General features: G+C 59.3%; 14 protein-coding genes. 1 reads left to right on the forward strand and 13 read right to left on the reverse strand.

The annotated features are described in order from the left end of the window. Positions 1-33: 33 nt before the first annotated feature. The 4 genes from DQG19_RS18070 to DQG19_RS18085 all read right to left on the reverse strand — a co-directional run bounded on the left by DQG19_RS18070 (position 34) and on the right by DQG19_RS18085 (position 3,140). Complete coding sequence (locus tag DQG19_RS18070) at positions 34-828, reverse strand: Nif3-like dinuclear metal center hexameric protein (RefSeq protein ID WP_116127707.1); 795 nt, start codon at positions 826-828, stop codon at positions 34-36. Positions 829-1,104: 276 nt separating this feature from the next. Further along, positions 1,105-1,602 carry a D-glycero-beta-D-manno-heptose 1-phosphate adenylyltransferase gene (rfaE2, locus tag DQG19_RS18075; protein ID WP_116127708.1) on the reverse strand — a complete coding sequence of 166 codons (498 nt, stop codon included), beginning with the start codon at positions 1,600-1,602 and terminating at the stop codon, positions 1,105-1,107. A 130-nt stretch (positions 1,603-1,732) separates the two neighbouring features. Next, a complete protein-coding gene (locus DQG19_RS18080) occupies positions 1,733-2,230 on the reverse strand; it encodes a hypothetical protein (protein WP_157974589.1) in 498 nt (165 codons plus the stop codon). Then, a complete protein-coding gene (locus DQG19_RS18085) occupies positions 2,196-3,140 on the reverse strand; it encodes a D-2-hydroxyacid dehydrogenase (protein WP_116127710.1) in 945 nt (314 codons plus the stop codon). The genes DQG19_RS18080 and DQG19_RS18085 overlap by 35 nt, the downstream gene beginning before the upstream one ends. Positions 3,141-3,334: 194 nt before the next feature. Here DQG19_RS18085 and DQG19_RS18090 point away from each other — a divergent pair, with 194 nt between their 5' ends. Beyond that, a complete protein-coding gene (locus DQG19_RS18090) occupies positions 3,335-3,910 on the forward strand; it encodes a CvpA family protein (RefSeq protein WP_157974590.1) in 576 nt (191 codons plus the stop codon). Between the two features lie 52 nt (positions 3,911-3,962). On the opposite strand, the gene holA is transcribed toward DQG19_RS18090, so the two are convergent. The 9 genes from holA to DQG19_RS18135 form a co-directional block, all read right to left on the reverse strand. Continuing rightward, positions 3,963-4,997 (reverse strand): DNA polymerase III subunit delta, encoded by a 1,035-nt coding sequence (gene holA / locus DQG19_RS18095; protein ID WP_116127712.1) that lies wholly within the window; start codon positions 4,995-4,997, stop codon positions 3,963-3,965. 37 nt (positions 4,998-5,034) lie between these two features. Beyond that, positions 5,035-5,436 (reverse strand): hypothetical protein, encoded by a 402-nt coding sequence (locus DQG19_RS18100; protein WP_116127713.1) that lies wholly within the window; start codon positions 5,434-5,436, stop codon positions 5,035-5,037. 498 nt (positions 5,437-5,934) lie between these two features. Beyond that, positions 5,935-7,119 carry an aspartate aminotransferase family protein gene (locus DQG19_RS18105; RefSeq protein ID WP_232826553.1) on the reverse strand — a complete coding sequence of 395 codons (1,185 nt, stop codon included), beginning with the start codon at positions 7,117-7,119 and terminating at the stop codon, positions 5,935-5,937. Positions 7,120-7,210: 91 nt separating this feature from the next. Further along, on the reverse strand, positions 7,211-7,711 hold the full coding sequence (locus tag DQG19_RS18110; protein ID WP_116127714.1) for a DUF4252 domain-containing protein: 501 nt from the start codon (positions 7,709-7,711) through the stop codon (positions 7,211-7,213). Between the two features lie 27 nt (positions 7,712-7,738). Next, the gene (locus DQG19_RS18115; protein ID WP_116127715.1) at positions 7,739-8,239 is read right to left on the reverse strand and encodes a DUF4252 domain-containing protein; all 501 of its coding nucleotides are present in this window, start codon (positions 8,237-8,239) and stop codon (positions 7,739-7,741) included. 46 nt (positions 8,240-8,285) lie between these two features. After that, positions 8,286-8,753 (reverse strand): hypothetical protein, encoded by a 468-nt coding sequence (locus tag DQG19_RS18120; protein ID WP_116127716.1) that lies wholly within the window; start codon positions 8,751-8,753, stop codon positions 8,286-8,288. After that, positions 8,750-9,253, reverse strand: coding sequence for an RNA polymerase sigma factor (locus tag DQG19_RS18125; protein WP_157974591.1), 504 nt, complete (start codon positions 9,251-9,253; stop codon positions 8,750-8,752). The genes DQG19_RS18120 and DQG19_RS18125 overlap by 4 nt, the downstream gene beginning before the upstream one ends. 899 nt (positions 9,254-10,152) lie before the next feature. Continuing rightward, positions 10,153-11,190: an SPASM domain-containing protein gene (locus tag DQG19_RS18130; RefSeq protein ID WP_116127718.1), complete on the reverse strand. Its 1,038-nt coding sequence runs from the start codon at positions 11,188-11,190 to the stop codon at positions 10,153-10,155. 118 nt (positions 11,191-11,308) lie between these two features. Then, the gene (locus DQG19_RS18135) at positions 11,309-13,957 is read right to left on the reverse strand and encodes a DUF5916 domain-containing protein (RefSeq protein WP_116127782.1); all 2,649 of its coding nucleotides are present in this window, start codon (positions 13,955-13,957) and stop codon (positions 11,309-11,311) included. Between the last annotated feature and the right edge of the window lie 8 nt (positions 13,958-13,965).

Consider the following 13,965-nt stretch of genomic DNA (forward strand, 5'->3'; position numbering starts at 1 on the left):
GCAGAATAGCTTTATTGATGTTAAAGGGTGCCTTTAACCTACGTAATAGCGTACCGGGTTGGTATTTCGCTCCGTGGAAAGGACCGCAAAGGTAGTAAATTCTTTAGTTAACAACTCCGCAAGTAATTGAGTTGTAAACTGTTCGCTTTCGTAGTGTCCGATGTCGCAGATGACGATGCTTCCGTCGGCATCAAAGAACTCGTGGTACTTATAGTCGGCGGTGACAAAGACCTGGGCACCGGCGGCTTTTGCATCCGGTAGCAGGAACCCGCCCGCGCCGCCGGCTACGGCCACAGTGCTCACCTCGCCGCCCAGCAAGGGCGTATGCCGCACCACTTCGGCCTGCATGCGCTCCCTCAGCAGGGAGAGAAATTCGTTTTCGCTTACCGGCTCCGGCAGCTCACCCACCATCCCGGAACCGACCGTCCCCTCCTCGTTCTTGGACCGCAGCAGCCGCAGGTCGCGCAGTCCCAGCTGCTCGGCGATCCGCTCGTTGACGCCGTTGACGCGGACGTTGTCGAGGTTGGTATGAATGGCGTAGATCGCGATATCGCGTTTGATGGCCTGGATGACCGTTCGCTCGACGTAGTTAGTACCGTTCAGCTGTTTCAGCCCGCGGAATACGATCGGGTGGTGGGCCACGACGACATTGCACCCGCGCTCCACCGCCTCGTTGATGATGGCTTCGGTACAGTCGAGGCTGGTCAATACGCCAGTTACCTCCCAGCTGGGGTCACCCACGATGAGGCCGGCGTTGTCGTAGCTTTCCTGCAGGTGGGGCGGGGCGATGGTCTCTAGGTAGTCGATGAGTTGCTGGATGGTCGTCATGGGTGGGAAGGTAGGGCTACGGGAGAACGTGTGGGGGAAGTACTGGCTGGGCTACCAACCAACGCGACAAATTTCAACGCAGATCGCCTACGGCTAACACAGGTCGGTGCGCTGGTCGCAGCGTAACGCAGATTAGCTTCGCTGCTGCCTTCGGCGGTTCCCACACCACTCCGGATTCCTCAGATCACGTTCGCGCTTCGTGCTCCCGCCCGCCGGACAACACGCGCGGAGCCCTGCGGGCCAACCCAAAAACGCCAAGACTCAACAACGCAACAACTAACTACCTACCACCTGCAGCCGGTCAATGATCCGCGTAGTGCTCTGGCCGTCGACGAAGGGGAGCACGATCACTTCCCCGCCCATGGCGCGGACTTCCGGGGCACCGACGATCTCGTCCGCGATGTAGTCGCCGCCTTTGACCAGGATATCCGGGCGGAGGGCCTTGATGAGGTTGATGGGGGTATCTTCCTCGAACGCGATGACGCCGTCGACGAAAAAGAGGCTGGCCAGCAACTGCATGCGCGCCTCGAGGGGCATCACGGGCCGGGAATCGCCCTTGAGCCGCCGGACGCTGGCATCGCTGTTGACGCCCACGATCAGGCGGTGGCCCAAATTGGCAGCCTGCGCGAGGTAGGTCAGGTGGCCGGGATGCACGAGATCGAATACCCCGTTGGTGAACACGGTACGCTGGCTGACCGTCCGCCAGCCACACCGGCGGCGGCTCAGGTCGTTGAGCGGAAGAAGCTTATCGGAAACCAGTTCGAGTCGAGTCATGGCGAATATTCGCTGAGTAATTAGGCGTCGACGTTCAAGCTACAGCATATTCCCGGCACCACCGCACCTTTCCCTGTAAATCGGAAATCAAACTCACCAAATAAAACTCAACTAATTGTCGATCAGCAACTTAGCTACGCACGCCCGCCCGGTAGCGAGCCCACGCGTTGTAAATCAATCGAAACGGCATGACGATCGAGGCCACGATCGCCCACACACCGAAGAAGCGGTATTCGGCGTGCATATAGCTATCGATCGTCCGCCCCAACTCGGGATCGAGGCTCCGGATGAGGATATCCGGCCCCCGCTCGTCAAAGTAAATCACGAAGGCGTTGAAGGCCTGCACCATGTAAAACACGAGGGGGATCAGCACCATGGCGATCGCGGCCTGGAGGAGGAGTTGGTCGCGCAACCAGCTCACGTGCAGCAGAAACAGGTAACGCGTGAGTGTCACGGCCGTAACCACGTAGATGAAGTTGGGTACGTAGAACGGAAAATCAGGTACCGTGCTGTAGATGGGCAGCACGACCATCCCCGCCAGGACCAGCGCAAAGGCCCACCAACTGGCTTCGAAGATGGCCGTAACTCTTCCCTTACTGCTGTCCAAAATGGTCGCGGATCTTCTCAAATAGCTCTACGCCAATGTTATCCTGCGCTTCCTCGGTGGCCGCGCCGATGTGGGGCGTAGCGCTGACGCGGGGGTGCTCAAGAAGGTCACGACGGGGGTTCGGCTCCCCGACGTACACGTCCAGAGCCGCCCCGGCGATCTTGCCACTGTTGAGGCCGTCCAGCAGGGCATCCTCGTTGATTACGCCACCGCGGCTGGTGTTGGCGATGATGACGCCGTCCTTCATGCTAGCAATCTCGCCGGCTCCGATGAGGTCGCCGCCGGGAACGTGGATCGTGATGTAGTCGGCCTGGGCAAGGGCTTCCTGCAGGGGTACGGTCTGGAGTTCGAAGTCGAGGCTACGGCCGTCGGCGAAGTCCAGCTTCACGGTATCCTTCTCTTTGTATAGATCGACGGGCAGCACCTTCATGCCCATGCCCAATCCGATCCGGGCGGCGGCAATACCGATGCGGCCGAAGCCGATGATGGCCAGGGTGCGGCCCCGCAGTTGCTGTCCGCCGGCGTAGGCCTTCTTGAGGTTGTTGAAGTCGCCGTCGGCGGCGGTGAGTTCCCGGTTGGAGCGGTGCAGGAAGCGGCTGAGCGCGAAGAAGTGGCCGAAGACCAGCTCCGCTACGGCCTCGCTGGAGGCGGCGGGGGTATTGTAGGTGGGAATTCCCTTACTCTCGGCGTACTCGTGGTCGATGTTGTCGATGCCCACGCCACCCCGCAGGATGGCCTTGAGGTTGGGGCTGGCGTCGATCAGGTCCTTGCGCACCTTGGTCGCACTCCGGACGATGATGGCGTCGAAGTCGTTGAGCTTGGTCATCAACTCTTCCTGGGGAATCTTCTTGGTGACCACCTCGAAGCCGGCGTCTTCGAGCAGTTGTTGTCCGTTGGGGGCGATGCCATCGTTGGCGAGGATGCGGATCATAGCGTAGTAAATTTTGTGCGAAGATAGAAGGTATGAGTCGGTGGGTTGTTGTGTTGATGGCGTTCGCTTTGCGGGCGGGATTTCCGGCCGCCACCGCGCGTGCGGGACGTGCACCGGAGACCAATGGGTCGCTGTGCCGCCAGCCGCGCCGTAAGGCAACAACCCGTCACCCCTACAACCCTTACCTTTATAGCATGGTCATCGATATCGTCTGCCTAATCTTCCTGGCCTACGGCTTCTGGGTCGGCTACAGCCGGGGCATCATTTCTACGGTGCTCAGCCTGGTCAGCTATGTCTTTGGCGTACTGGCCGCCATGAAGTTCGGGCCCATCGCCGCCGACATGCTCTTCAATGCCTTTCCCGCCGTCACCAGCGCGGGGGCCTTCGTGCTGGGCGTGGTGCTGCTGTTCTTCCTAACCCTGGTGCTCTTCCGCATCCTGGCGCGCGGACTCACGGGCGTGCTCGAAAGCGTCAACATCAACTTCATTAACCAGGTGCTCGGCGGACTGCTCTCCGGCCTGTTCTTCACCTTCATTTATTCGGGGCTCGTCTACTTCGGCGACCGCAGCCGTCTCATTACCGACGAGGTGCGCGCCGACAGCATCACCTACCCGGTACTCGCCCAGTTGCCCGACATCGTGATCGACAACGCCCAGGCCATCTTTCCCATCTTCTACGATTTCTACGAACAGGCCGTCGACGCCATGGACCGCCTGCGCGACGGGGTCGACCGGCAGGAGTCGGATAGCATCTTTGACCTGGAAGAGTGATTTAGCACGGTAGTACCGTAGTTGGGGAGTACCATAGTGCTCGACTACCGTACTAAGAGACTGTATGACTATCAACGTGCATAAGGCGCCACACCAGTTCCTTTAGGAGTTCGGCTTCCCCCTTGCCAGCCAGGTTGCTGCCCACGCCCTTGCTTTTCAGATCATATTCCCGCAGCAGGGCAAAGACGGCGTACATCCCGTCGCGGTCGTAGTTTCTGGCGGTACGCTCGTAGTCGGCGAGGAAAAAGTCGAACCGCAGGCCGAGGGCACTCATGATCTCCTGGCGGCTCTCGCGCTTGGCGTGCAGCTCCTTGAGCAGAAAGACCTTGCTGAAGTAGTTGTAGAGACTTCCCGTCACCATCGGTAGCGGAGCGGCCTTGGGGTTGCCGCGAAAGTAGTTGAGGATGCGCGTGGCCTTCATCACGTCTTTGTGGCCGATGGCGCGCTGCAGCTCGAAGACGTTGTAGTCCTTGCTGACGCCCACCTGGTCCTCCACGATCTGGGTGGTGACCTCCGTCCCCTTGGGGAGGTTGAGCATGAGCTTGTCGAGCTCGTTGGTGATCTTGCCGAGGCTGGTGCCCAGGAACTCCGCTAGCAGGTTGCTCGCTTCCGGCTCGATCTTGTACTTGCGATCGCGCAGGTAGCCCGTGATCCAGGCGGGCACTTTATTATCGTACAGGCCCTTGGACTCGAAGACGATACCATTCTTCTTGATGGCCTTGGTTACGGCCAGGTTGCCATTCAGCTTTTTGTGCTTGTGGCTGATGACCAGCACCGTGGTGGGTGCCGGCTTTTCGGCGTAGCCCGCCAGTTCCTTGATGTCGCGCATGTCCTGGGCCTCCCGGAGGAGAATCAGTTGGCGCTCGGCCATCATGGGGAACCGGCGGGCGGCATCGACCACCTGCAGGTAGTCCGTGTCCTTGCCGTAGAGAATCGTCTGGTTGAAGGCGCGCTCGTGCTCGGCCAGGGCGTGCTCTTCCAGGGCCTCCTCGAGCTGGTCGATGAAGTAGGGCTCCTCTCCGTGGAGCAGGTAAACGGGGGAAAATTTCCGGGCCTTTATCGATTTCAGCAGGGCGGTGAAGTCCATACCCACGAAGGTAGGCTTACCACCCGAAACTCTATCGCTAGTCGCGTTCGGCTTCGATTTCTACGCGCCATCCATCGAGATTACCTTCAAGGGTAAGGTCATCTCCGTCGATCTCGATTTCAAGATCAGACTCATCCAATCTGATCTCTTTTCCGTTGTTTTTGATTTTGAAGTCAGAGGTTTCCCGCTCGACGTCGCCTTCCGAGTAGATGATAGTCATTTCAACTTCACCTTCACTAGGCCCCTCTTTCTCGAACTTCATTTCGAAGCTTGTAATATCGGCACCAATGTATTCTACTCCATCCTCGGTAAAGGACTCCACGTCCCAGGTGCCTTCCAACTGGGTGGTAACTTCAATGTTGGGATCAACGGTGACGTCATCCTCGTCCTTGTTGCAGCTGGTCAGGAACAGGCTGCTGCCAAGGAAAAATAACAGCATGAATTTAACAGGCGTATACATAAAATACCGTGAGTGAAATGCACCTCAGTGCGGTTAGGAAGTATAGTCAGCAATTACTGAACTATATGAATTTACGTCCGGCCTGAAACGTGATAAACAGGTATCCAAACCGGAATCGGGAATACAACATGGCGATTAAAATGCATTGGATCCGACGCGATATTTTTTGAATTCCAACCGGTCCAAGAGTGCAGACCGACAGCCAATTGCATAGCTATAAATTAGCCCCTCCCTCCCCTAACTAGCATTTTATAATGCCAAAAAACAGGAAATCCACATATTGGTCGGATATAACCGTCTGCGATAAAATCGTCCCTATTTTTACATGTAGCGCCGCTGCGTGTTAGACCATATTCTTGCACGACGATGTTCCACCACCGCGCGTCTTGCGGCGCATTCATACGGTCATAACCGGTTCTCCGTACCGGTACCCATTAGCTTTACGTACAGCGTAAGCCCGGCACCCGCGTCCGCGCCCTACGCGTCGAGCGTGCTTAGGGAATCGAGGATTACCCCGCAGGCCCACTCGATCTCCGCCGGCGTGATGGTGAGTGGCGGAGCGATCCGCAGGCTGCGCTCGTTGAAGAGGAACCAGTCGGTGATGAGGCCCCGCTCCAGGCAGCCCGCGATGGTGTGCTGGATCTCGTCGAAATCTTTCAGCTCGACCGCCATCCACAAGCCGGCCGAGCGTACCTCCCGGATGCGGGGGTGGACCAGCAGCCTGCGGAACAGCGCCTCTTTCTCCTTCACGCTGCCGATCAATTCAGGGTTGTCGGTAAGCGTCCGCAGGGTCGCCAGGCCGGCGGCGCAGCTCACCGGGTGGCCCCCGAAGGTGGTGATGTGGCCGAGTACGGGATTTTCGGTGAGGGCCTGCATGATGTCCCGGCCAGCAATGAAGGCTCCGAGCGGCATGCCACCCCCGAAGCCCTTGGCCAGCAGTAGAATATCGGGTACGATGCCGTACTGCTCGAAGGCGAAGAGGGTTCCCGTGCGGCCCATTCCCGCCTGGATCTCGTCGAGGATCAGCAGCGTACCGGTTTCCGTGCAGCGCGCGCGGACGGCCTGCATCCACTCCGGCCGCGGCCGGCGCAGTCCCCACTCCGCCTGTACGGTTTCCAGCACCACGGCCGCGGTTCGTTCGGTGATGCGGTCGAGGCTGGCATCGTCGTTAAATTCCAGGTGGCCGATCCCGGGCAGCAGGGGGTGGAACGGGCGGGTGAAGTCCTTGGGCCACATCAGGCTGGCCGCCCCCTGGGTACTGCCGTGGTAGGCGTAGGTGGCCGCTACGATCTCGGCGCGGCCGGTGACGCGCTTGGCCAGTTTCATGGCCCCCTCTACCGCTTCGGTCCCGGAATTGGTGAAGTAGACATTGTCGAGGGAATCGGGCAGCTGGGCGCAGAGCAGCGTGGCCAACTCCACCTGGGTGCCCAGTACGAATTCGCCGTAGACCAGGGTGTGCATATAGGTACCGGCCTGCTTCTGCACCGCCTCCACCACGGCCGGGTGATTGTGTCCCAGCGCACTCACGCCGATGCCGGCGATCAGGTCGAGGTAGCGTTTTCCGGCGGTGTCGATCAGGTAGACGCCCTCGCCGCCGGCGATCTCGAGTCCCATTGGGGCCGGGCTGGTCTGGGCGATGTGCTTTAGGAAGTTGGCGCGCATGGCGCGAAGGTAGGGGTGTAGCGGGTAGCAAGTAGGCGGTAGCGGTGCTCCACACGCTACATGCTATCCGCTACATACTACATGCTACATGCTACATGCTAGAAAGTTCCTCCACCAGTCGGCCCAGCTCATCGGCGGAGAGGTCGGTGCGCGCGGAGACCAGCGTGGTCCGGTCATCCTCGGTCACGACGGCGACCAGGTCGCGAATCTTCTTGTTCTCGTAGCGGACAGACAGGGTTACGCGCTCCCCTTCCGCCGACCGAACCTCCGCCCACCGCTCGAACCGCTTGTAGCGCTCCAGGACGTAGAGCAGATTCACTACTTCGTCCTGCGGCTCGGTGAAGTCCTCATTCAGCCAGGTGACCACCCGGGTAGTACCCACTTCACCCATCAGTTTGAAGACGATCCGCTCCTGGGGGTCGTCGGTGCTCACGGTGGCGATATCGCTGGCCAGGCTGACCATCCAGCCAGGAACCTTGACGGCGACGTTCTCCTCCCCCTTCCGGTGCACCTTGATGAAATCCTTGATGACCTTCTCCTGGGCCCCGAGGCTGGCGGAAAAGAGTACTAAACAAATAATGAGGCGTAGCATAGCGGGTGTATTAAGGGTGAATGGGGACTACTCCAGTGCTTTCTGCAGCTGCCCGAGTTTGGAAAGGTCGATCTGTCCCACGAAGCTGAGCATGGCGAAGTTGTCTGCGGCCCCTACCAGCAGGAAGAGCTCGTTCACGACGGCATTCTCGTCCTGGATAAAGGCTTCGACGTTCTGCCCGTCCTTCGTTCGCACTTTAAAGAGCAGCTCGTAGGCATCGGTGGATATCCGGCGTTTCGCATCTTCATAAAACTTGAGCGGCGTTTCCTCCGTGTGCAGCACGCGGATACCCTGGATGTCCTTGACCATATCGAGGATCGCGGCTACCTCTTCGTCGTCGATCTCCTCGAGGTCGATATTGGTGTCCTTGAAGAGCTCAAACATCTTCCCACTTACGTAGACGGCCGTGAAGCGGTCGTCGTCCACGTACTCACTGAAGTAGTTCGATATGGCATCTAACTGCAGGTTCTTCTGCGCGGCCGCAGGTGCCGCGTATACCAGTAATAGGAAAGGGATCAGGAGTTTCATCGTAGTATAGGTTGGTCGGCCGCGGGGCCGTTGGGTTCGATAAGGATCAGTCGAGCATCCGTTCTACCTCGCGCAGTTCGTGGAGGGTGATCTCGGGTGCCTGCGTTATACGTTTGGAGGTGCTCTTCAGCACGCCGTGCAGGAAGCGCATGGCTTCTTTTTCGTCGGTTATCTCGTGCCGGCTCCAGTCGACGGGCTGCCGTTCGGCCACCGGGAAGGTGGTGACCTTTGGGTTCTCCCAGCGGTGCACCGTCCGCGCGACCAGCAGCAGCGCGAGGGCGGCAGCCAGGGCAAGCAGGAGTTGCGGCAACCGGCGGGGGCGTGCCTTCCTGATCCGCTGGGGGGCCCGTACTTCGCTTTCGCGCACCCAGTATCGGAAAAGGGGGGCGTACACTTCCAGCGCGGGGTCGATATCCTCCCGCAGGAAATAGGCTTTAAGGTCGGCTTCCTCCTTCAGGGTTGTGGTCCCGTCGAAGTAGCGTTCGATCAGTTCGGTGACGCGTTGGTGGTTCATGGTTCGACAATTCTTTCCTGCAGCAGCAACTGCCGCAGCTGTTTGCGTCCGCGGTGGAGATATACCTTCACCTGGTCCAGGCTCAATCCGGTGGCCTCACTGATCTCGCGGTAGCTCAGCCCTTCCACTTCCCGGAGTTGCAGAACGCTCTGCTGCTCGGGCGAGAGGCGGGCGATCTGCCGGTGAATGTGTCCCAGCGTATCCTCGCTCTCCACGAGCCGGTGGGGCGTGAGTTGCGTACGGTCGGGCACGGCGGCGGCCCGCTCGTAGTTGGTTCGCGCCTTGCGCGACCGCAGCCGGTCGATCGCCCGGTTATGGGTCATGCGCATCATCCAGGCGGGCGGATTATCGAGTTGTACGATCTCCTCCTGCCGTTGCCAGCTGCTGATGAGCACTTCCTGTACCACGTCCTGCGCCTCGCCGTCGTCACCGACCATACGCAGGGCCAGCCGGTACAGGCGGTCGCGAACGGTATCGACGAGTGAGGTAAAGCTTTCCACTGGGCTTGTTTGGTTGATACACGGAGCAAGCTGGGGGCTTTGTTACAGGCGGGCTAATTTTTTCTACCAGTGCTTGGGATTGAGGGATTGAGGGATTGAGGGATTGAGGGATTGAAATTTCAAATTTTAGATTTCAAATTTCAAATTTTCCCTACCCCTTATGTCTAGAATATCGGGCATGCTTGTGGGCATAAATCCGGAAGTTGATCGCGTTTTCTACTACCCTACTTATTCCAGTAACGGCAGCCACCATCGCAGCGTAGCACGAGCACACCCTGCGGGCAAATGGTAAATAGTAGATGGTACCTGGTAAATCGTATATCTCCCCACCTCCAACCAACTACCAGAAACACAGGGAGAGTACCACCCCACCAAAACCCGAGCGCAGCGAGCAAATACTGCGCGCAAATGGTAAATAGTGGATGGTACCTGGTAAATCGTATATCTCCCCACCTCCAACCAACTACCAGAAACACAGGGAGAGTACCACCCCACCAAAACACGAGCGCAGCGAGCAAATGCTGCGCGCAAATTTTAAATGGTAAATCGTAGATCTGAAATCCGCCGAATCCAGCTGTTCTAAATAAGACATATATCACAGTACGGCGGAACCCGAGCGCAGCGAGCAAACACTGCGCGCAAATGGTAAATAGTGGATGGTACTTAGTAAATCGTATATCTCACCACCTCCAAAAAATTACCAGAATATCAAAGTGGACCAAAACACCACCGCAGCGAGCAAATACTGCGCGCAAATTTTAAATGGTGAACTGTAAATCTGAAATCCGCCGCACTCAGCAAGTCTATATCGCACGATACCCGCCCACCACGGCGGCAAACGAGCGCAGCGAGCACACCCTACGCGCAAATTTTAAATGTGAAATCTAAAATGTAAAATTCTAAACCTCCGCTCCCAGCCACACCTCGCACCCTTCCGTACAATTCTTACAGATATCGATCTCCGCCCGCCCCTTCAGCAGTTTCGTGCGGAAATCGTCGTAGGCACCACTTTTCCATACCTCGTTCAGAGAGGTGGTCTTTACGTCACCGAGACGGTGGGTGACATCCTTGTCGAAGCAGCAGGGGGCCACGAGGCCGTCCCAGGTGATGACGCAGCTGTGCCAGAGCTTCCAGCAGTGGTTCTGTAGCTTGTTCTTGAGGCCGTAGGTACCGTCCGGTTTTTTGTAGTAGCGGGCGTAGCGCTCCTGCTCGGGCATCAGGGGGTTGCCGTGCTCGTAGTCGTAGAGCTGGGCCGATTTGAACTTCACTTCGTCAATACCGATCTCGTCGGCCAGCCGCACGACCTCCTCCATCTGGTGCTCGTTGGGCTTCACCACCAGGAACTGAAAGATGAGGTGGGGCGTGGCGGATTTAAGCTCCCGCTTCCACTTCACCAGGTTACGGGCCCCGTGCAGTACCGTTTCCAGTTTGCCTGACTTGCGATACTGCTCGTACACGTCCTGGGTGGTGCCGTCGACACTGATGATCAGCCGGTCCAGGCCACTCTCGATGGTACGCCGGGCATTGGCGTCGTTGAGGAAATGGCCGTTGGTGGAGGTAATGGTGTAGACACCGCGGTGCGTGGCCTCCTTGACCATGTCCAGAAAGTCGGGGTTGATGTAGGGCTCCCCCTGAAAGTAGAAGATGAGGTAGAGCAGGCGGTCGGCGATGTCGTCGAGGGTACGGCGGAAAAAGTCTGCCTTCAGGTTCCCCGTAGGCCGGGTGAATTGCCGCAGCCCGCTCGGACATTCCGGGCACCGCAGGTTGCAGGCCGTCGTGGGCTCGAAGGATACCGTAAAGGGCTTGCCCCACACCACCGGGCGCTGCAGCCAGCGCGTGGCGTAGTAGCTGGCGATCACCTTCGCGGCGTTACCGATCCGCCGGGGGGTCAGCTTGCGCAGGAAGTTGAGGGTATCACGCAAGTACAACTGGGGCATAGGGCGAAGATAAAGGAACCGGTCGGCGAGCGCCGACCGGTTACCCAAAAAGACTATGTAATCAACTAAAAGTTCGTTGCCCCGCCCGCTAGACGTAGTTCTGTCGCCGATTGGTTGGTTACCGGAGCCATCGGTAGGTAACCTTGACCAAAAAGTTATTTCTCACCTCGTCCGAAAACACGTTCTCCCCCAGGCTTCGCAGCAGCCCGTTCCCCGGGTCGCCGCTGGCCGTATTTCCCTGCGACCAAACGAGGTAAAGCTCCGAGCCGGGATAGTACTCCCAGCGCACGACCATATTGGAACGAAACTGGATGAAGCTAAAATCAGGATTGTCGATCGTTAGGGTTCCTTCCGGACCGAGCACGTAAGTGTCGGATTCCGCGTCGTACATCACCTGCCCGGCGCCGAAGGCTTCGAAGCGGTCGGTGAATTCCTCGGCCAGGGACGCGCCGGTGAACCGCTTGAAATCCCGGTAGCGCCCCCGGCTGATGAACGGCTCTCCGTAGTACTGCACCGTAAGGTCCGGCGTCAGGTTATAGGTCAGGCGCAGGGTTGTGCTGAAGGTCCGCTGGTCCACCTGGCCGACGATGTATTCCTTCCCACCGGAACCGTCGAGCTGGCCGACGTACTGATCGGCCCGGACGAAAGTGGAATACGTAGGCTCCACGCTTAGCGAAGCGGCGTCCAGCGGCTGCCAGGTAAGAAAGACCGACAGGGAACTTTCTACCTGCGTACCGTCAAAGGTGCGAAACTCATACCCCTGGGTGCCGACGTTGGCCTTCTTGCGGCTGTCCGACACCACGTAGGCGAAGTACTCCGCGCCGGGGCTCTTGCGCAGTATGGGGCCGCCGCGCAGGTCCGTTTTGGAGGCGCGGTAGGCCGCGTAGCTCGCCCCGGCCCCGGCCCGCATAAAGTTGGTGAAGTTGGCGTGGGAGTTGGTGTTGAAGGACTGATTTAGCAGGTTGCCGCCGAAATCCACCGTAGTATATACGTTACCGTTCACCTGAAGGCGGCGGAAGATGGAGAAGGGTTGCTGCCACCGCCGCGCCGCCCACCCGAAGTAGTTGATCTCGTCGGCGTTGCGCATGAAGCCGATGTCGTTGATCTCGAAGCCCGGTGACCGCCAGGTGGCCCCGGTCTCGAAGATGAAGTTACCGCCGACGTTGCCCACCTTGAGCAAGCCGCTGCTGCCGTTGAGGTGGGTAGCGGAGCTGTCCACCGTCAGATGATCGGCGTCCGGCCGCTGAAAGAAATGCTCGAAGCCGGTCTGGGTCTGCAGGATGGCCTCTTCGCTTCCCCGCACGGAAGAGAGTACCGTATTGCCGGCCACGTACCAGGCCCGGTCCTTCCAGCGGTGGGTGAAGTCCACACCGCCGGAATACGCCTCCCGGTGCAGGAATCCGAGCTCGGGGTTATCCGTCAGCCGGCGCTGTACCCCGGTAAGGATCGCGCCTACGTAGGTATCACCCCCGCGGAAGTCTTGCTGCACCCGCCCTACCTGGTAGTTGGTAAAGGGTTCCACCACCGTTTTGTCGCGGTCACCCGCAAGGTCCAGGATGGCCATTTCACGTTCGGTGACGCTTTCCAGCAGGCCCACCGAAAGGCCCGACTGGGTCTTGCCGCTAAACTTAGCCGCGCCGAGAATAGTGGTATTCACCGGCTGGTCGACGTAATAGTTGCGGCCGGCCTCCGAAGACAGTACCCGGTGGGGGCTGCCCCCGATCCGTCGCGAGTAGAACAGCTGGTCGGACGTATGCTGCCCGCCGGCCTCCGCCTGCGACAGGTTGAAGTCGAAGATATTTTGCCCCTCCACGAAGAACGGCCGCCGCTCTTGGAAGAAGATCTGGTAGCCGTCCAGGTTCAGGGCGCCGGGATCGGCCTCCACCTGCCCGAAATCTGGGTTGATGGTCAGGTCGAGCGTCATGTCGTTGGTGATGCCCACCCGGGCGTCCAGCCCCGCCGACAGCCGGTTATCGGTCCCATCGGCGAAGGGGTTGCCCTCTTCGGCCGGGTAGGTCGTGCGCTGGGCCACCACGTAGGGCTGTAGCTCCAGGGTGCGGCGGGGCTGCAGGTCCCGGAGGCCACGGAGTTCCCCGAAGCGGCTCACCCACCCGGAGGCGTTACGGTCCTGCGGCTGCCAGATGCTGCGCTCGTCCATGCGGAAGTCGCGGCGGGTAGACTGGATCCCCCACACCTGGTCGCTGCCGGAGGAAAAACGGATCTGCGAGAGGGGGATGCGCATCTCGGCCGTCCAGCCGACCGAGTCAAGCTGCGTCCGGGCCTCCCAGATGGGGTTCCAGGAATCGTCCCAGTTGTTGCCGTCGTTGGAGACAAACTCGTCGCCCTTCACCCCGGATGCCGATACGGTGAAGGAAAAGGCCGTCCGCTTATCGTGGTAGCTGTCGATGTTGATTTCCACCCAGTCGCCGGGGAATTCGTCGCGGCGGCCCATTCGCTGCTCGATCTTGCCGGGCTCCCTGTCCAGGCAGCGGAAGGCTACGTACAGGTTGCGGTCGTCGTAGAGGATCTTTATAAAGGTTTGCTGGGTCGGGGCCTCTCCCGCGTTGGGCTCAAACTGTATGTAGTCGCCGCTCCATTCGACCAGATTCCAGACCGCCTCCGTCGGACTGCCGTCGACGGCAGGGGCCTCGGCCGTCCGCTGGGTCTGGTAGCTCCGCTGGGCGTACTCCCGCACGTCAGTCTGGGCGTGGAGGCCCGCCGTAAGTCCGAGCAGAAATGCGATGAGCAGCGTAATAACAAGTTTCATATGCAAGG

Source organism: Lewinella sp. IMCC34183 (assembly GCF_003390915.1).
Classification (GTDB): domain Bacteria; phylum Bacteroidota; class Bacteroidia; order Chitinophagales; family Saprospiraceae; genus Neolewinella.

Coding starts and splice junctions, on each gene's coding strand:
- DQG19_RS18120 (WP_116127716.1), bottom strand. CDS start 8,753: ATGAACCACCAACGCGTCACCGAACTGATCGAACGCTACTTCGACGGG.
- holA (WP_116127712.1), bottom strand. CDS start 4,997: ATGGACTTCACCGCCCTGCTGAAATCGATAAAGGCCCGGAAATTTTCC.
- rfaE2 (WP_116127708.1), bottom strand. CDS start 1,602: ATGACTCGACTCGAACTGGTTTCCGATAAGCTTCTTCCGCTCAACGAC.
- DQG19_RS18110 (WP_116127714.1), bottom strand. CDS start 7,711: ATGCTACGCCTCATTATTTGTTTAGTACTCTTTTCCGCCAGCCTCGGG.
- DQG19_RS18135 (WP_116127782.1), bottom strand. CDS start 13,957: ATGAAACTTGTTATTACGCTGCTCATCGCATTTCTGCTCGGACTTACG.
- DQG19_RS18115 (WP_116127715.1), bottom strand. CDS start 8,239: ATGAAACTCCTGATCCCTTTCCTATTACTGGTATACGCGGCACCTGCG.
- DQG19_RS18070 (WP_116127707.1), bottom strand. CDS start 828: ATGACGACCATCCAGCAACTCATCGACTACCTAGAGACCATCGCCCCG.
- DQG19_RS18100 (WP_116127713.1), bottom strand. CDS start 5,436: ATGCTGTTATTTTTCCTTGGCAGCAGCCTGTTCCTGACCAGCTGCAAC.
- DQG19_RS18105 (WP_232826553.1), bottom strand. CDS start 7,119: ATGCGCGCCAACTTCCTAAAGCACATCGCCCAGACCAGCCCGGCCCCA.
- DQG19_RS18085 (WP_116127710.1), bottom strand. CDS start 3,140: ATGATCCGCATCCTCGCCAACGATGGCATCGCCCCCAACGGACAACAA.
- DQG19_RS18130 (WP_116127718.1), bottom strand. CDS start 11,190: ATGCCCCAGTTGTACTTGCGTGATACCCTCAACTTCCTGCGCAAGCTG.
- DQG19_RS18090 (WP_157974590.1), top strand. CDS start 3,335: ATGGTCATCGATATCGTCTGCCTAATCTTCCTGGCCTACGGCTTCTGG.